This window comes from Citrobacter sp. S46_ASV_140 (assembly GCF_018919545.1).
GTDB lineage: Bacteria > Pseudomonadota > Gammaproteobacteria > Enterobacterales > Enterobacteriaceae > Citrobacter > Citrobacter braakii.
Genome location: NZ_JAHLRC010000077.1, coordinates 1 through 16657 on the forward strand (window position 1 = coordinate 1; position 16657 = coordinate 16657).

Sequence of the window (16657 nt, forward strand, 5' to 3'; positions counted from 1 at the left end):
AGACCTGCCTGACGATCTCGCCAGCAGTGGTAACAGCCTGCTGTCAATGATCATGCAGCTGTCGATGAGTATCGGGGTGACCATCGCGGGACTGCTGCTAGGTATGTTCGGTCAGCAGCATAGCGTCATCGACAGCGGAAGTACGCATACCGTCTTTATGTATACCTGGCTGTGCATCGCATTCATTATCGCGCTGCCCGCCATTATTTTTGCCCGCGTGCCGAACGACACGCAAACCAACGCGGTGATTTCACGGCGCAAAAGGAGCACCTGATGAAGTTCTGGCGGCCCGGTATCACCGGCAAACTGTTTCTGGCGATTTTCGCCACCTGCATCGTATTGCTGATCAGCATGCACTGGGCCGTACGCATAAGCTTCGAACGCGGTTTTATTGACTATATCAAGCACGGTAACGAACAGCGGCTGCAAATGCTCAGCGACGCATTAAGCGAGCAGTATCAGCAGCACGGCAACTGGCGATTCTTACGCAATAACGATCGGTTTGTTTTTCAGATCCTGCGCTCTTTTGAACACGACAACGACGATGATAAACCCGGCCCCGGCATGCCGCCGCACGGCTGGCGTACGCAGTTTTGGGTTGTCGACCAAAATGCCCGCGTGCTGGTCGGTCCGCGTGCTCCGGTCCCCCGTGACGGTATGCGCCATCCGATCCGCGTCAACGGTAGCGAAGTCGGTGCCGTGATTGCCTCTCCCGTGGAACGCTTAACGCGCAATACGGATATCAATTTCGACATGCAGCAAAGGCGTTCCAGTTGGCTCATCGTCGCGCTCTCCACGATCCTGGCGGCGCTGGCAACGTTTACGCTGGCGCGCAGCCTGCTGGCCCCGGTCAAGCGGTTGGTAGAAGGCACGCACAAACTGGCGGCTGGCGATTTCACCACTCGCGTTGCGCCGACCAGTACGGATGAACTGGGCAAGCTGGCGCAGGACTTCAACCAGCTTGCCAGTACGCTGGAAAAAAACCAGCAGATGCGTCGTGACTTTATGGCCGATATTTCTCACGAACTGCGTACGCCGTTAGCGGTGTTGCGCGGTGAACTGGAGGCCATTCAGGATGGCGTACGCCAGTTCACCCCTGACTCTGTTGCCTCTTTGCAGGCTGAAGTGGGTACGCTCACCAAGCTGGTGGACGATCTGCATCAGCTCTCCATGTCCGATGAAGGCGCGCTGGCCTACCAGAAAACATCTCTGGATCTCATCCCCCTGTTGGAAGTGGCAAGTGGCGCATTTCGTGAACGCTTTGCCAGCCGTGGACTGACGATACAGCTTTCACTCCCGGACAGCATGACAGTATTTGGCGACAGGGATCGTTTGATGCAGTTGTTCAACAATCTGCTGGAAAACAGTCTGCGCTACACCGACAGCGGCGGCGGACTGCACATCAGCGCCGAACAACGCGAGCGTATGGTTTTATTAACCTTCGCTGATTCCGCTCCCGGCGTAAGTGACGACCAGTTACAGAAGCTGTTTGAACGCTTTTATCGCACCGAAGGCTCGCGTAACCGTGCCAGCGGTGGTTCCGGGCTGGGGCTGGCAATTTGCGTCAATATCGTACAGGCGCATAATGGTCTGATTCGCGCCGCCCATTCGCCTTTTGGCGGGGTTAGCATTACAGTAACATTACCGCTGGAACGCGATTTACAGAGAGATGTATGACTGAGTTACCCATTGATGAAAACACGCCGCGTATTCTGATCGTGGAAGACGAGCCCAAGCTGGGACAACTGCTTATCGACTATCTGCGCGCGGCAAGCTACGCTCCTACGCTCATCAGCCACGGCGATCTGGTTCTTCCTTACGTGCGTCAGACGCCGCCCGATCTGATCTTGTTGGATCTGATGCTGCCTGGTACCGACGGCCTGACTCTGTGCCGGGAAATCCGCCGATTCTCTGAAGTCCCCATCATGATGGTAACCGCCAAGATAGAAGAAATTGATCGCCTGCTGGGGCTGGAGATCGGTGCGGATGATTATATTTGCAAACCCTACAGCCCGCGTGAAGTTGTTGCTCGCGTGAAGACGATTCTGCGCCGTTGCAAGCCGCAGCGCGAACTGCAACAGATGGATGCTGACAGCCCGTTGATCGTCGATGAAGGTCGTTTTCAGGCGTCCTGGCGTGGGAAAATGCTCGACTTAACGCCTGCTGAATTTCGCTTACTCAAAACGCTGTCGCATGAACCGGGAAAAGTGTTCTCCCGTGAACAGTTGCTCAATCATCTCTATGACGATTACCGTGTCGTTACCGACCGAACCATCGACAGCCATATTAAGAACCTGCGACGCAAGCTGGAATCGCTGGATGCGGAGCAGTCGTTTATCCGCGCGGTCTATGGCGTAGGGTATCGCTGGGAAGCCGACGCCTGTCGGATTGTGTAAACACTCCCGTCCTGCAGGACTCCGCGGCTTCGTGGAGTCCTGTTGACTAGCAACTCTCCAAATATCGCTCATACTCTTTGTGGCAACACTATCGTCAATAACTGTTTGATATAAAACTTTAATCAAGGAGTTCATATGGCTGGTTGGTTTGAATTAAGTAAGAGTAGCGATGATCAGTACCGCTTTGTTCTTAAGGCTGGAAACGGGGAAACTATCCTTACCAGTGAGCTTTACACGACAAAAGGCGCGGCAGAAAAAGGGATCGCTTCTGTCCAGGCTAACAGCCCTCTGGCCGAGCGTTATGAGAAAAAAACGGCAGCTAATGGCAAATTGCATTTCAATTTGAAAGCAGCAAACCACCAGATTATTGGTAGCAGTCAACTGTATGCGAATGAACAGTCGCGCGAGACCGGTATTGCTTCAGTTAAGGCCAATGGTGTAAGTCAGACGATAAAAGATAAAACCTGATAATGACTCGCTCAGCCGGGTAACGCCACGCTGTCGCCCGGCGTTTTTCTTTACCTGTCTTCCCCACAGCGCTACAATGCCCGCCCTTAATATGGGGGCACTCCCCTAACCGCCTCATTGAGTGAGGCGAGTCTGACCTGTCATCAGAACGAGAAAATTATGTTTAAACCGGAACTCCTTTCCCCGGCGGGAACGCTGAAAAACATGCGTTACGCTTTCGCCTATGGCGCAGACGCTGTATATGCGGGCCAACCGCGTTACTCACTGCGCGTACGCAACAACGAATTCAATCACGAAAACCTGCAGCTAGGCATTAATGAAGCCCATGAACTGGGTAAAAAATTCTATGTGGTGGTTAATATTGCCCCGCATAACGCCAAGCTGAAGACCTTCATTCGTGACCTGAAACCGGTGGTGGAAATGGGACCGGATGCACTGATCATGTCCGACCCTGGTCTGATTATGCTGGTGCGCGAAAACTTCCCTGACATGGACATTCACCTTTCAGTACAGGCTAACGCCGTAAACTGGGCGACGGTGAAATTCTGGAAGCAGATGGGATTGACCCGTGTGATCCTGTCCCGCGAACTGTCGTTGGAAGAAATTGAAGAGATCCGCACCCAGGTGCCGGATATGGAAATTGAGATCTTTGTTCACGGCGCGCTGTGCATGGCTTACTCCGGCCGCTGCCTGCTCTCTGGCTACATCAACAAGCGTGACCCAAATCAGGGTACCTGTACCAATGCCTGCCGCTGGGAATACAACGTGCAGGAAGGCAAAGAAGACGTGGTGGGCAATATCGTGCATAAGTACGAGCCTATCCCGGTACAAAATGTTGAGCCAACGCTGGGTATTGGCGCGCCGACTGACAAAGTCTTTATGATCGAAGAAGCCCAGCGTCCGGGTGAGTACATGACCGCGTTTGAAGACGAACACGGCACTTACATCATGAACTCGAAGGATTTGCGTGCCATTGCCCACGTTGAGCGCCTGACTCAGATGGGCGTGCATTCGCTGAAAATTGAAGGCCGTACTAAATCATACTATTACTGTGCACGTACCGCGCAGGTTTATCGCAAGGCCATTGATGATGCCGCTGCCGGGAAACCGTTCGACCCGCAACTGCTGGAAACGCTGGAAGGTCTGGCGCATCGCGGTTACACCGAGGGGTTCCTGCGCCGCCATACACATGACGACTATCAGAACTACGAATACGGCTTCTCTGTTTCCGAGCGTCAGCAGTTTGTCGGCGAATTCACTGGCGAACGTAAAGGTGAACTGGCGGCTGTGCTGGTGAAAAATAAATTCACCGTCGGCGACAGCCTGGAGCTGATGACCCCACAGGGCAACATCAACTTTACCCTCGAACAGATGGAAAACGCGAAAGGCGAAGCGATGCCGGTTGCGCCGGGCGATGGTTACACCGTGTGGATGCCTGTACCGGAGGATATCGATCTGAATTATGCATTGTTGATGCGTAATTTTGCCGGTGAGTCCACGCGCAACCCACATGCTAAGTAGTTAATTACGGTTATTTTTCAGCGTTCGGAAGATTCTTAGAAATCGATCACATACCGCTTCGTTCATTAAGGGTATTATCCCATCCGCTGAAAAACATAACCCATAAATGCTAGCTGTACCAGGAACCACCTCCTTAGCCTGCGTAATCTCCCTTACGCAGGCTTATTTTTTGCCTGCCGTTTACCCCCCCTATTCAAATCACGACTTTCAGGCGAAAAAAAACCGGGCATTACGCCCGGTTCATTAGGTGGTTAGATATTAATGCGCTGCTTCTGGCTTGTGCTTTTGCGCACTCTGGAAACCATAGGTCAGCTCATTTTTCTCTTTATCCAGCGCAACGGTCACCTGACCGCCATCCACAAGCGAGCCGAACAGCAGTTCGTTAGCCAATGGTTTTTTCAGGTTATCCTGGACAACGCGCGTCATCGGGCGTGCACCCATTGCGCGGTCATAGCCCTTCTCAGCCAGCCAGTCGCGGGCTTCCTGACTCACTTCCAGAGAGACACCTTTCTGATCCAACTGAACCTGAAGTTCGACGATAAACTTATCAACAACCTGATGAATCACCTCAGTAGAGAGATGATCGAACCAGATAATGTTGTCGAGACGGTTACGGAATTCCGGCGTAAACACTTTTTTGATTTCGCCCATCGCATCAGTACTGTTGTCCTGATGAATCAGCCCAATCGATTTACGCTCGGTTTCACGCACGCCGGCGTTGGTGGTCATGACCAGCACCACGTTGCGGAAATCCGCTTTACGCCCGTTATTGTCGGTCAGCGTACCGTTATCCATCACCTGCAGCAGCAGGTTAAAGACGTCCGGATGCGCTTTTTCGATTTCATCCAGCAGCAGTACCGCATGCGGATGCTTAATGACAGCATCCGTCAGCAAACCGCCCTGGTCGAAACCGACATATCCTGGAGGCGCACCAATCAGGCGGCTGACGGTGTGACGTTCCATATACTCGGACATATCAAACCGCAGCAGCTCAATACCCAGCGCTTTGGACAACTGCACCGTGACTTCGGTCTTACCAACGCCAGTCGGTCCGGCAAACAGGAACGAACCGACAGGTTTATGCTCGTGTCCCAGACCAGCACGGCTCATTTTGATCGCTTCAGTCAGCGCCTCAATGGCTTTATCCTGTCCGAATACCAGCATTTTCAGACGGTTGCCCAGGTTTTTCAGCGTATCGCGATCGCTCTGCGAAACGCTCTTCTCCGGGATCCGCGCAATGCGGGCCACGACGGACTCGATATCCGCCACGTTGACGGTTTTCTTGCGCTTGCTGACCGGCATCAGACGTGCCCGCGCGCCCGCCTCATCGATCACGTCAATCGCTTTGTCCGGCAGATGACGATCGTTAATGTATTTCACCGCCAGTTCGACCGCTGCACGCACCGCTTTGGCGGTGTAGCGAACGTCATGGTGCGCTTCGTATTTCGGCTTCAGACCGTTGATGATCTGCACGGTCTCTTCAACCGACGGCTCAGTGATATCGATTTTCTGGAAACGGCGTGCTAGCGCGCGGTCCTTTTCAAAGATATTGCTGAATTCCTGATAGGTTGTGGAGCCTATCACACGGATTTTACCGCTGGAGAGCAACGGCTTGATCAGGTTAGCTGCATCCACCTGGCCGCCCGATGCCGCACCCGCGCCGATAATGGTGTGGATCTCATCGATAAACAGAATGCTGTTAGTATCCTGTTCCAGTTGTTTCAGCAGCGCCTTAAAGCGTTTTTCAAAATCGCCACGGTATTTGGTACCCGCCAGCAGCGAGCCGATATCCAGAGAGTAAAGGGTACAATCAGCCATCACTTCCGGCACGTCGCCCTGGACGATACGCCAGGCGAGGCCTTCCGCAATAGCGGTTTTACCGACGCCAGACTCACCCACCAGCAGCGGGTTGTTTTTTCGACGACGGCACAGTACCTGAATGGCGCGCTCCAGCTCTTTGTCCCGGCCAATGAGCGGATCAATTCCGCCCACACGGGCAAGCTGGTTAAGGTTAGTCGTGAAGTTCTCCATACGGTCCTCCCCGCCAGCTTGCTCTTCGTTATTCGGCTGATTACCAGAGTCAGAGGACTGACTTGGTTCGTCTTTGCGCGTGCCATGAGAAATAAAATTCACCACATCAAGGCGACTCACTTCATGCTTACGCAGCAGATAAGCCGCCTGAGATTCCTGCTCGCTGAAGATGGCGACCAGCACATTAGCACCGGTAACTTCATTGCGCCCGGAGGACTGAACATGAAAGACCGCGCGTTGCAACACACGCTGAAAACTCAACGTTGGCTGCGTGTCGCGCTCTTCTTCACTGGCAGGCAATACGGGTGTGGTTTGTTCAATGAAGGCTTCGAGTTCCTGACGCAGCGCCACCAGATCCACAGAACACGCTTCCAGCGCTTCGCGGGCCGATGGGTTACTGAGCAATGCCAGTAGCAAGTGCTCGACGGTCATAAACTCATGTCGGTGCTCGCGCGCTCTGGCGAAAGCCATGTTTAAACTGAGCTCCAGTTCTTGATTGAGCATAGGCACCTCCCCCAATATTTATGCCTGCATTTAGGCTTTTTCTAGCGTACACAGCAACGGATGCTCGTTCTCCCTCGCATACTTGTTCACCATCGCAACTTTGGTTTCAGCCACTTCGGCAGTGAATACGCCGCAAATCGCTTTACCTTGATAGTGAACGGCAAGCATCAGTTGCGTTGCACGTTCTACATCATAAGAAAAGAATTTTTGTAACACGTCAATAACAAACTCCATCGGAGTGTAATCATCATTGACTAATATCACTTTATACATAGATGGCGGTTTTAGCGCGTCGCGCAATTTATCTTCCGCCAGCAGATCGAAATCCAGCCAGTCGTTAGTCTTACCCATTGTCAGTCGTCATCTTCAGTTACGGTTTCCGGCAGAAAATCTTGCCGCTGACAAGCAGCCTATGCGCACAATCAATCTACCTCAAGTATTAGATAACTATCATCTATTAGTGCCATCCGCGACATCTGTCACATAACCGACAATAGCGTTAACTGCTTCAAATTTTGATGCATTTTTACCCTATTCCGTCAGCCTGGCGCTTGACGCCTCGCCTGATTTCTCTAAATTGTAGTTTCGAGAGTTGGCGAGGTTTTGAACAGCCCCCACTCCGCCACCGGTTCATTCCATCTTACTTATATAAGATTTACGAAGGATGTCGAAGCATGGAAACGGGTACTGTTAAGTGGTTCAACAACGCCAAAGGGTTTGGTTTCATCTGCCCCGAAGGCGGCGGCGAAGATATTTTCGCCCATTACTCCACCATTCAGATGGATGGTTACAGAACGCTAAAAGCCGGGCAGTCTGTCCAGTTTGATGTCCACCAGGGGCCAAAAGGCAATCATGCCAGTGTCATCGTGCCTGTCATTGAAGCAGAAGCTGTCGCATAGCTCTTCTGTTTCATTGTGTACATCCCGCAGTCAAAATGCCAGCCTTTGCGGCTGGCATTTTTATCTCGATGGTATTATTCCCGCGCCAGAGCATCTACCGGATCCAGCCGCGCCGCATTTCGCGCCGGTAGCCAGCCAAACAAAATCCCGGTCGCAGTCGAACACAGAAACGCCGTCAATAAGGCTACGGGTGAGAAACCTATTTCCCAGCCAGGCAGGAATAGCTGAAGCGTAAAGGCGATCAGCATCGACAAGCTAATGCCCAACGCGCCGCCAACCAGACACACCAGCACCGCTTCAATTAAGAACTGCTGCAGCACGTCACTGGCGCGGGCGCCAACCGCCATACGAATGCCAATCTCGCGCGTTCGTTCGGTTACCGAAACCAGCATAATATTCATCACACCAATCCCACCGACCACCAGCGAAATCACGGCCACCAGCGTCAGGAAGAGTTGTAATGTACGTGTGGTCTTTTCGGCGGTTTTCAAGACACCGTCCATATTCCAGGTGAAGAAATCCTTCTTACCGTGGCGTAACGTCAGTAGCCGGGTGAGCTGCTGCTCGGCCTGGGCACTATCAAAACCGTCTTTCACCCGCACGGTGATCGAGTTCAGCCACGACTGCCCCATAATTCGCCCGGACATGGTGCTGTAAGGCAGCCAGACCCGCAGGATCTTGCTACTGCCAAACATCGACTGTTTCTCTTCTGCAACACCAATCACCGTGGCAGGCATATTCCCCACCAGCACGACTTCGCCGACAACTTTCGCTTTGTTGGGGAACAATTGACGACGGGTATTACTGTCGAGCACCACCACCTGAGCGCGCCCCGCCAGTTGTTCAGCGTTAAAAGTGGTCCCTTCGCTAAACGTCATGCCATAGACGTTGAAATAGTCGCCGCTAACGCCATTAGCACTGGCGGCCACGTCGATATTGCCATAGCGTAGCCGCAGGTTTTTCGACACCGCAGGCGTCACCGAACTGACCCAGGGCTGCTTCTGTAATGCCGTTAAATCGTCATACTTCAGCGCCTGTTGATATTGTGGGTCGTCGTCGCCGAAATCTTTGCCAGGATAGATATCGATGGTATTGGTGCCGATAGCGCGAATATCTGCCAGCACCAGCTGTTTAGCCGCATCGCCTACCACCACAATCGACACCACCGAAGCAATACCGATGATGATCCCAAGCATGGTCAGTAGCGTTCGCATTTTATTCGCAGCCATTGCCAGCCAGGCCATAGTGAGCGCTTCGCGAAAACCGCTGACAAACTGCCCCCAGCCGGACGCCGTTTTCACCGTCGGCTCCGCGATATCGCGTCCGGTAGAGGGTTTGTGCGACGGCGGATTGCGCACAATCTCGCCGTCACGAATTTCAATGACGCGTTCGGCCTGCGCGGCGACCTGGCTGTCGTGAGTGACGATAATCACCGTATGCCCGCGATCGCGCAGCTGATGCAAAATCGCCATCACCTCTTCGCCTGAATGGCTGTCCAGCGCGCCGGTGGGTTCGTCGGCGAGGATAACCTGTCCCCCGTTCATCAGCGCACGCGCAATACTGACCCGCTGCTGCTGACCACCGGAAAGCTGGGAAGGCTGATAGTCAACTCTGTCGCCCAGGCCCAGTCGCTGCAGGAGTTCTTGGGCACGGGCCAGGCGCTGCTTACGTTCGGTGCCAGCGTAGACTGCAGGCACCTCAACGTTTTGCGCGGCGGTTAAATGCGACAACAAATGATAACGCTGGAAGATAAAACCGAAATGTTCGCGACGCAGCTGGGCTAACGCATCGCTATCCAGCGTGGAGACATCGCGCCCGGCAACCCGATACGTACCGCTGGTGGGTTTGTCCAGACAGCCGAGAATATTCATCAGCGTCGATTTCCCCGAGCCAGACGCCCCGACAATCGCCACCATTTCCCCGGCCTGAATGCTCAAGGATACGTCCTTCAATACCTCGACCTGACCTTCGCCTGACGGATAGCTGCGGCGGATATTGCTCAGTTCAAGCAATGCCGTCATTTTGGCGCTCCAGCGTTGCCCTCACCGGTGATGACTTCATCCCCCTCTTCCAGCCCTTTCACGATCTCCACATCGGTGTCATTACGCGCGCCGATAACCACTTCACGTTCACGGGTTTCACCGTTACGCAGCAGCCTGACGTTATAACGATTGTTGCCAATAGGATCGCCCAGCGCCGACAGCGGGATCGTCAGGACATTTTTGACATCCGTGAGCTGGATATGGACCTGCGCGGTCATATCCAGACGCAGGATCCCTTTCGGGTTGGGAACTTCGAAGCGAGCATAGTAGAAAATCGCATCATTCACTTTCTCTGGCGTCGGAAGAACATCTTTGAGCTTACCTTCGTAGCGCGTCTGAGGATCGCCCAGTACGGTAAACCAGGCCTTTTGCCCGGGATGCAGGTGAATCACATCCGCCTCGGAAACCTGCGCTTTCACCAGCATGGTGCTCATATCTGCCAATGTCAGAATGTTAGGCGCCTGCTGGGCAGCAATAACGGTTTGCCCCTGAAGGGTAGTAATTTGCGTGACTTCGCCTGCCATTGGCGCGACGATGCGGGTGTAATCAAGGTTGGTTTTTGCCGTATCGAGAGAGGCCTGATTACGCTTAATTTGCGCATCAATTGTGCCGATTTGCGCCTGTTTGACCGCCATCTGAGTAGCCGCCGTGTCGAGATCCTGCTGCGAGACAGCCTGGGTTTTCGCCAGCTGTTGCTGACGGGAAAGCGTTACCCGCGCCAGCTTCCACTCGGCTTCAGCCTGTAAACGCTGAGCGCGTAATTCCATCAGCGTCGCTTCAACCTCTTTAATCTGGTTTTGCGCCTGTTCAGGATCGATAACGCCAAGCAGTTGATCTTTTTTTACTTTGTCGCCAATCGCGACCGACAGCGTTTTTAACTGCCCGCTTACCTGCGCCCCGACGTCAACTTTACGCAACGCATCCAGTTTGCCGGTTGCCAGTACGCTTTGCTGCAGATCGCCCGGACGCACAATTAACGTTTGATACTGAGGTAAAGGCGCATTAAGCGTTCGCCAAAGTGCAATTATCGCCACAATAATGATGATGGCGAAGAGAAAATAGCGCTTTTTGATTTTTCCCTTGAGCTTCATAAATGTCCCAATTTCCCCCAATACGTCCACCAGAGTGGAGTGGTAAACATCAACGTTAAATAAATAGCCGTTGAAAAACGCAAGAATAACAGAGTTATTGATGAATGGTTAAGATCCGCTGTGTTGAAATTAGTACCAGAGTATCCATCGGATTGTTATTATGAGCCAGCTAACTGACAGCACTTTTCATTCTTCAAAACCCGCCACAAGTTTTAGCCTCTTTTGTAGCCTGATGACCGGACATTGGCGCCCTGGAAAATTTTGGCATCAGCGTAGCTTCCGTCGTAAGTTTTTGTTGCGCTCAGCGCTTATGCCACGATTAATGCATGAATGGATGACTGAACTGGCGCAATGGCCTGATCTCGATAGCGTACTGGCACGCCAGCCTCGTCTGCCGGTTCGCCTACATCGCGCCTATCTCGCACAAAACCTTGATCGGAAAATGAAACTGGATGCTGTGCGTTTTCATTACAATGCTATCCGCAGCTCTTTTTCAGCCACGGAATATAAAGCTTATTTAAGTGCGGATGGATTACAACTGGCACAAATTGAAGGCAAAAATAGCGAAATATTTAGCGTAATACTGGGCTCATTTATCTCACTGGATAAAGAAGGTGAAAGTACCATTCTGGTACGCAATAGCGCTGGCGAGACTTTAGCGGAAATGACGTTTACGCTGTGCAATTATCAAGGAAGCAGCACACTGTTTATTGGCGGGTTACAGGGAGGCAGTCGATTACTGCCACATGAAGAAATTCAAAAAGCGACCAAATCATGCTACGGGATTTTCCCTAAACGTATTGTGATGGAAGCCATTTGCTGTTTTGCAGAACAATTGAATATCAAACAAATTCTGGCTGTCAGTAATGAACAGCATATCTTTCGCAGCCCGCGTTACCACGATAAAAACAAGGTGATACTTTCTGACTACAACGCATTTTGGGAGTCGGTTGGCGGTGAGTGCGACAGTCACGGCTATTACCATATCCCAAGCACAATGGCGCGAAAAAGCGAAGCGGACATTGCCAGCAAAAAACGCGCGGAATACCGCCGTCGCTACCAGCTACTGGACAGCATCCACTCGCAGCTGTCGTCGATGTTTCGCAACTAATCCGCTCTGCCGCGTGCCAACCACAGCACGCGGGAAAACATTTTTCGCAGCAGCGTTGGCACCGCGTCAACGCCGCGCCGCCCGGCTTCCATCGCCACCTCAATGGCTAAATCTGGTTTTGACGACCGGTGAATCGCCTTCGAGATAATTTTGCGCATATTCATGGGCACGTTTTCGGGGATTTGCGCCACCCTGTGGAATACGTCAGCGAACCCCTGGCGATACATAAAATGTTCCATGTCCAGCGCGGGAAGCATGGTTAAATGATCGCGCTCTTCTTCTCTGTCGTTATTCAACAAACTCCGCACCGTAGCGGCATACTTTTTCCCGGCTTCATCACCATCAACCAGCACATGCCACTCGATACCCATCCGGCGGGCGAACTTAACCAGCGGCTTAAGGCCGGACTGGGCAAATTCAATGACTTTGATACCTTCCGCATCAAAGTGGTGCCCACACTGGCGGGCCAGTTCGTTAATGACCCAGGTTTCCGTTTCGCCTTCCACCAGCAGCCAACAGCGGGCAAACAACGACGATGCACGGTTAAAACGAATATGAAAGGCAATACGCCGACCATCTTCTGCGCTGATCCCACCTGGCCCAAGCCGCCAGGCGGCGACGCGGGAGGACTCACGCACCAGGCGGACAACGTGTTCCACGGGGGTGAGGGACAGTAACTCACCTGAGTTGGTGGTCGCCACCCGTTGCAGCGGAAGCAAATTCAGCAGGTGCCAGGCAACCGACAGCATAATCGGATGTAAACGCGTTTCAGGATCTTCTACCAACAGTAACGGCCGGGCGTCTTTATCCAGCCTCAGCGTGCCTTTGGCCTGTAACAGCGTCGAAAACAGTCCCAACAGGATCACGCGGTGCGTGCGTCCGCCCGGTCTATCAATCATACGGTTGATAATATCCAGATAGCGCCAGCTACGTTGTTCGTTATTGGAACGTCGACGCATCAGACGATAGCGGGACTGACTGGAACCCTGCTCAGAAAAATAGTGTTCCAACAGCTGTACCATGGCCGATAACCCCTGACGTATCTGCCCATCTGTCAGGTTTTGCGGTCGGGTAGCCAGTTCACGTGCCAGAAAATCCAGTTGCCGCGCGGTCACTTCGACATCCGCCGAATCCGGCACCGTACCGTTACGGATCCGTCGCATAAAACGCGCGTCACGCAGGCGCAGTACTGGCATCAAACGCACGAGGTGCCGCGCCTGATCGTTAATGTCGTCGAGGGGAAGCTGATGGCCCTCGCCATCCAGAAAACTGCGTAACGTCAGAACGCTACCGTCGTCCGCACATTCACCTTCCAGTCGATAGAAAATGCGGTGATAGCCATCCTGACACAGCGTCCAGCTGGCTTCCAGAGGACGATACCTGCGCACGCGGTGGCGACCCGGTTGAGACTCACGAAACGTCAGGATGATATGCAGATGATGTTCCCGGCCTTGAATATCGCCCGGCGGAAACCAGAAATCTTCGCGGTCAAAGTGGTACAAATCAGTTTCCGGCGACAGCAACAGGGTTAAAGCATCCAGCAGACTGGACTTACCCCACGCGTTCTCCCCAATCAGTACGTTGCTTTGCTCCAGCATCAACGACAAACGGTTAATACCACGAAATCCAACAATCTCAACGCGTTCGAGAATCATATAGCCTCCGGAAATGCTAACTTTTTCCTTCAAGTTATCAGGAGTATAACGGCAAGCGGGCGCTCAGGACACCCGATATGATCAGGAGGTTAGTCGCAGAAATCAAAAAATATAAGAATATTCTTCTTATGTTTTCCCCGGAATATTATTTCAGAACTCAATCATCGCCGTTTTGCTAATTGAACTATGCTTCATTCATCCAATATTCAAAAAGGAATCACAACATATTGCCTTAAATCAAATTTTTTCATCAATTTAACTGGCGAAGGGATGATGTTTTTTTCTAAAATACCGGCTCTTTCATCATCGTCCCTTTTAGCGATGAATTACCGGGTAAGGAACACGAACCCGGAACTTTTAATTGAGGTGGTTATGTTCAGGAAATTAGCAGCCGAATTCTTCGGTACGTTTTGGCTCGTCTTTGGTGGGTGCGGTAGCGCAGTTCTGGCCGCAGCATTCCCGGAGTTGGGTATTGGATTTGCCGGTGTCGCGCTGGCGTTTGGTTTGACCGTATTAACCATGGCATTCGCCGTAGGTCATATTTCCGGCGGACACTTTAACCCGGCGGTGACCTTCGGTTTATGGGCGGGCGGTCGCTTCCCGGCAAAAGACGTTATTGGTTATGTTATCGCTCAGGTTGTGGGCGGTATTGTTGCAGCAGCGGCACTGTATCTTATTGCCAGCGGTAAAGCTGGTTTTGACGCAACTGCCAGTGGTTTTGCCTCGAACGGCTTTGGTGAACATTCACCTGGCGGCTATTCAATGCTTTCTGCCGTCGTAATTGAAATTATTTTGACCGCTGGTTTCTTATTAGTGATCCACGGTGCGACCGATAAACATGCTCCGGCAGGTTTTGCACCTATTGCGATTGGTCTGGCGTTAACCCTGATCCACTTGATCAGTATTCCGGTTACCAACACCTCCGTTAACCCGGCACGTAGTACCGCTGTAGCCATCTTCCAGGGCGGCTGGGCATTACAGCAATTGTGGTTCTTCTGGGTTATGCCGATTATCGGTGGGGTCCTCGGCGGTCTTATTTACCGCACTTTGCTGGAAAAACGCGATTAATCGATAACAAAAAAGGCCTGGCGCAAGTCAGGTCTTTTTTTCCCCGCTATATTTCCTTTTATTTGCAACTTTACTCCCTTCTTTGCATTGAGTAGTGTGTGCTGGCGCATTTCGTCTTACTCTCAGCAAGGATCTGGTTTTCATGTTTTCAGGGCTGTTAATCATTCTGGTTCCCCTTATTGTGGGCTACCTTATTCCGCTTCGGCACAGGGCTGCATTAAAACTCATCAATCGCCTGTTGAGCTGGATCGTCTACCTTATTCTCTTTTTTATGGGTATCAGCCTGGCGTTTCTGGATAATCTCGCCAGCAACCTGTTAGCCATTCTTCATTATTCTGCGGTCAGCGTGACGGTCATTTTGCTGTGTAATATCGCGGCGCTGTTCTGGCTGGAGCGTTCACTGCCCTGGCGACATAACCACAAGCAAGAAAAGCTACCCTCGCGAATTGCGATGGCACTTGAGTCGCTCCAGCTTTGTGGCGTCGTCGTCGTGGGTTTTCTGCTCGGCCTCACCGGTCTTCCTATTCTGCAGCACGCCACCGAAGCCAGCGAATATACGTTAATCTTTTTACTGTTCCTGGTCGGGATTCAACTGCGCAACAGCGGTATGACCTTAAAGCAAATTGTGCTGAATCGCCGGGGGATGATTGTTGCGGTGGTCGTCGTCGCCAGTTCGATGCTGGCGGGGGTTATCAATGCGTTGATCCTCGGCCTGCCGCTGAAAACCGCGCTGGCGATGGCATCAGGTTTTGGCTGGTATTCCCTGTCCGGTATTCTGTTAACCGAATCGTTCGGGCCGGTGATTGGTAGCGCCGCCTTCTTTAATGACCTGGCCCGCGAACTGATTGCCATTATGTTGATTCCTGGAATGGTGGGCCGCAGCCGCTCAACCGCGCTGGGGCTATGTGGCGCGACATCCATGGATTTCACCTTACCGGTGCTCCAACGCAGCGGCGGTCTGGAGATGGTTCCGGCAGCCATCGTCCACGGCTTTATTCTGAGTCTGTTAGTGCCTTTGCTGATGGCGTTTTTCTCCGCCTGAAGTCAGGACAAATACCTCTCTGGCGGTAGTCATCTACCGCCAAAATTGCGCTAAATCAATCTCCCTGCAAGTTGTAGCAGAAATCCCTTTTATCCCTTCGCGCACAGGCATAACCTTAAACATGTATATTAAATATAACTTTAAAAGGTGTGACCATGTTTTGTGTGCAATGTGAACAAACCATCCGTACTCCGGCAGGAAACGGCTGCTCTTACGCGCAGGGTATGTGCGGTAAAACGGCTGAAACCTCCGATTTGCAGGATCTGCTGATTGCTTCCCTACAAGGTCTGTCTGCATGGGCTGTTAAGGCACGTGAATACGGCATCATCGACCATGAAGTTGATAACTTTGCGCCGCGTGCATTCTTCTCCACGCTGACCAACGTTAACTTCGATTCCCCGCGTATTGTTGGCTATGCCCGTGAAGCTATCGCCATGCGCGACGCCCTGAAAGCGCAATGCCTGAACATCGACGCGAACGCAGCGGTCGCTAACCCGATGGCCGATCTGCAACTGGTCAGCGACGATCTGGGCGACCTGCAACGTCAGGCCGCTGAATTTACCCCGAACAAAGACAAAGCAGCCATTGGCGAGAACATTCTCGGCCTGCGTCTGCTGTGCCTGTACGGCCTGAAAGGTGCGGCAGCTTACATGGAGCACGCGCACGTTCTCGGTCAGTACGACAACGACATCTACGCTCAGTACCACAAAATCATGGCATGGCTGGGAACCTGGCCTTCCGATATGAACGCTCTGCTGGAGTGCTCAATGGAAATCGGCCAGATGAACTTCAAAGTGATGAGCATTCTGGATGCTGGCGAAACCACTAA

At 52.5% G+C, this 16657-nt stretch carries 13 protein-coding genes and 2 pseudogenes; 10 read left to right on the forward strand and 5 right to left on the reverse strand.

Going from position 1 to position 16657, the window contains the following annotated elements:
- From KQJ19_RS17055 to yegQ, 5 genes and pseudogenes are all read left to right on the forward strand, one after another.
- Nucleotides 1-274 (forward strand): annotated as a pseudogene (locus KQJ19_RS17055) (multidrug transporter subunit MdtD); the annotation flags it as partial.
- On the forward strand, nucleotides 274-1677 hold the full coding sequence (gene baeS / locus KQJ19_RS17060) for a two-component system sensor histidine kinase BaeS (RefSeq protein WP_200107988.1): 1404 nt from the start codon (nucleotides 274-276) through the stop codon (nucleotides 1675-1677). The pseudogene KQJ19_RS17055 and the gene baeS, both read left to right, overlap by 1 nt.
- Nucleotides 1674-2396 carry a two-component system response regulator BaeR gene (gene baeR / locus KQJ19_RS17065; protein WP_016156936.1) on the forward strand — a complete coding sequence of 241 codons (723 nt, stop codon included), beginning with the start codon at nucleotides 1674-1676 and terminating at the stop codon, nucleotides 2394-2396. The genes baeS and baeR overlap by 4 nt, the downstream gene beginning before the upstream one ends.
- Nucleotides 2397-2531: 135 nt before the next feature.
- Nucleotides 2532-2864: a YegP family protein gene (locus KQJ19_RS17070; RefSeq protein ID WP_047501032.1), complete on the forward strand. Its 333-nt coding sequence runs from the start codon at nucleotides 2532-2534 to the stop codon at nucleotides 2862-2864.
- Between the two features lie 159 nt (nucleotides 2865-3023).
- The gene (gene yegQ, locus KQJ19_RS17075) at nucleotides 3024-4385 is read left to right on the forward strand and encodes a tRNA 5-hydroxyuridine modification protein YegQ (RefSeq protein WP_006683890.1); all 1362 of its coding nucleotides are present in this window, start codon (nucleotides 3024-3026) and stop codon (nucleotides 4383-4385) included.
- 258 nt (nucleotides 4386-4643) lie between these two features.
- On the opposite strand, the gene clpA is transcribed toward yegQ, so the two are convergent.
- Both clpA and clpS read right to left on the reverse strand, forming a co-directional pair.
- Nucleotides 4644-6920, reverse strand: coding sequence for an ATP-dependent Clp protease ATP-binding subunit ClpA (gene clpA / locus KQJ19_RS17080; protein ID WP_016153651.1), 2277 nt, complete (start codon nucleotides 6918-6920; stop codon nucleotides 4644-4646).
- 30 nt (nucleotides 6921-6950) lie between these two features.
- Entirely contained in the window at nucleotides 6951-7271 is a 321-nt protein-coding gene (gene clpS, locus KQJ19_RS17085) for an ATP-dependent Clp protease adapter ClpS (protein WP_003036810.1), read from the reverse strand.
- Nucleotides 7272-7594: 323 nt separating this feature from the next.
- Between clpS and cspD the strand changes: the two genes are divergently transcribed.
- A complete protein-coding gene (gene cspD, locus KQJ19_RS17090) occupies nucleotides 7595-7819 on the forward strand; it encodes a cold shock-like protein CspD (protein WP_003036813.1) in 225 nt (74 codons plus the stop codon).
- 74 nt (nucleotides 7820-7893) lie between these two features.
- Here cspD and macB read toward each other — a convergent pair whose 3' ends face one another.
- Nucleotides 7894-9840, reverse strand: coding sequence for a macrolide ABC transporter ATP-binding protein/permease MacB (gene macB, locus KQJ19_RS17095; RefSeq protein ID WP_016153652.1), 1947 nt, complete (start codon nucleotides 9838-9840; stop codon nucleotides 7894-7896).
- The gene (gene macA, locus KQJ19_RS17100) at nucleotides 9837-10952 is read right to left on the reverse strand and encodes a macrolide transporter subunit MacA (RefSeq protein ID WP_016156938.1); all 1116 of its coding nucleotides are present in this window, start codon (nucleotides 10950-10952) and stop codon (nucleotides 9837-9839) included. Before macA ends, macB begins: the two co-directional genes overlap by 4 nt.
- 160 nt (nucleotides 10953-11112) lie before the next feature.
- Between macA and KQJ19_RS17105 the strand changes: the two genes are divergently transcribed.
- Nucleotides 11113-12063 (forward strand): VirK/YbjX family protein, encoded by a 951-nt coding sequence (locus tag KQJ19_RS17105; protein ID WP_216403901.1) that lies wholly within the window; start codon nucleotides 11113-11115, stop codon nucleotides 12061-12063.
- Here KQJ19_RS17105 and KQJ19_RS17110 read toward each other — a convergent pair.
- Nucleotides 12060-13718 carry an ATP-dependent endonuclease gene (locus KQJ19_RS17110; RefSeq protein WP_016153655.1) on the reverse strand — a complete coding sequence of 553 codons (1659 nt, stop codon included), beginning with the start codon at nucleotides 13716-13718 and terminating at the stop codon, nucleotides 12060-12062. The two genes, KQJ19_RS17105 and KQJ19_RS17110, sit on opposite strands and share 4 nt — an antisense overlap.
- A 372-nt stretch (nucleotides 13719-14090) precedes the next feature.
- Here KQJ19_RS17110 and aqpZ point away from each other — a divergent pair, with 372 nt between their 5' ends.
- From aqpZ to KQJ19_RS17125, 3 genes and pseudogenes are all read left to right on the forward strand, one after another.
- The gene (gene aqpZ, locus KQJ19_RS17115; RefSeq protein ID WP_003840208.1) at nucleotides 14091-14786 is read left to right on the forward strand and encodes an aquaporin Z; all 696 of its coding nucleotides are present in this window, start codon (nucleotides 14091-14093) and stop codon (nucleotides 14784-14786) included.
- A gap of 142 nt (nucleotides 14787-14928) precedes the next feature.
- Nucleotides 14929-15828, forward strand: coding sequence for a lysine exporter LysO family protein (locus KQJ19_RS17120; protein ID WP_016153656.1), 900 nt, complete (start codon nucleotides 14929-14931; stop codon nucleotides 15826-15828).
- Between the two features lie 155 nt (nucleotides 15829-15983).
- A pseudogene (locus KQJ19_RS17125) lies at nucleotides 15984-16657 on the forward strand (hydroxylamine reductase); the annotation flags it as partial.

What these genes read in the sequence shown, in the direction of transcription:
- clpA (WP_016153651.1), bottom strand. Translation starts at nt 6,920, where the DNA reads ATGCTCAATCAAGAACTGGAGCTCAGTTTAAACATGGCTTTCGCCAGA.
- macB (WP_016153652.1), bottom strand. Translation starts at nt 9,840, where the DNA reads ATGACGGCATTGCTTGAACTGAGCAATATCCGCCGCAGCTATCCGTCA.
- cspD (WP_003036813.1), top strand. Translation starts at nt 7,595, where the DNA reads ATGGAAACGGGTACTGTTAAGTGGTTCAACAACGCCAAAGGGTTTGGT.
- KQJ19_RS17105 (WP_216403901.1), top strand. Translation starts at nt 11,113, where the DNA reads ATGAGCCAGCTAACTGACAGCACTTTTCATTCTTCAAAACCCGCCACA.
- clpS (WP_003036810.1), bottom strand. Translation starts at nt 7,271, where the DNA reads ATGGGTAAGACTAACGACTGGCTGGATTTCGATCTGCTGGCGGAAGAT.
- baeR (WP_016156936.1), top strand. Translation starts at nt 1,674, where the DNA reads ATGACTGAGTTACCCATTGATGAAAACACGCCGCGTATTCTGATCGTG.
- baeS (WP_200107988.1), top strand. Translation starts at nt 274, where the DNA reads ATGAAGTTCTGGCGGCCCGGTATCACCGGCAAACTGTTTCTGGCGATT.
- KQJ19_RS17110 (WP_016153655.1), bottom strand. Translation starts at nt 13,718, where the DNA reads ATGATTCTCGAACGCGTTGAGATTGTTGGATTTCGTGGTATTAACCGT.
- aqpZ (WP_003840208.1), top strand. Translation starts at nt 14,091, where the DNA reads ATGTTCAGGAAATTAGCAGCCGAATTCTTCGGTACGTTTTGGCTCGTC.
- KQJ19_RS17070 (WP_047501032.1), top strand. Translation starts at nt 2,532, where the DNA reads ATGGCTGGTTGGTTTGAATTAAGTAAGAGTAGCGATGATCAGTACCGC.
- KQJ19_RS17120 (WP_016153656.1), top strand. Translation starts at nt 14,929, where the DNA reads ATGTTTTCAGGGCTGTTAATCATTCTGGTTCCCCTTATTGTGGGCTAC.
- macA (WP_016156938.1), bottom strand. Translation starts at nt 10,952, where the DNA reads ATGAAGCTCAAGGGAAAAATCAAAAAGCGCTATTTTCTCTTCGCCATC.
- yegQ (WP_006683890.1), top strand. Translation starts at nt 3,024, where the DNA reads ATGTTTAAACCGGAACTCCTTTCCCCGGCGGGAACGCTGAAAAACATG.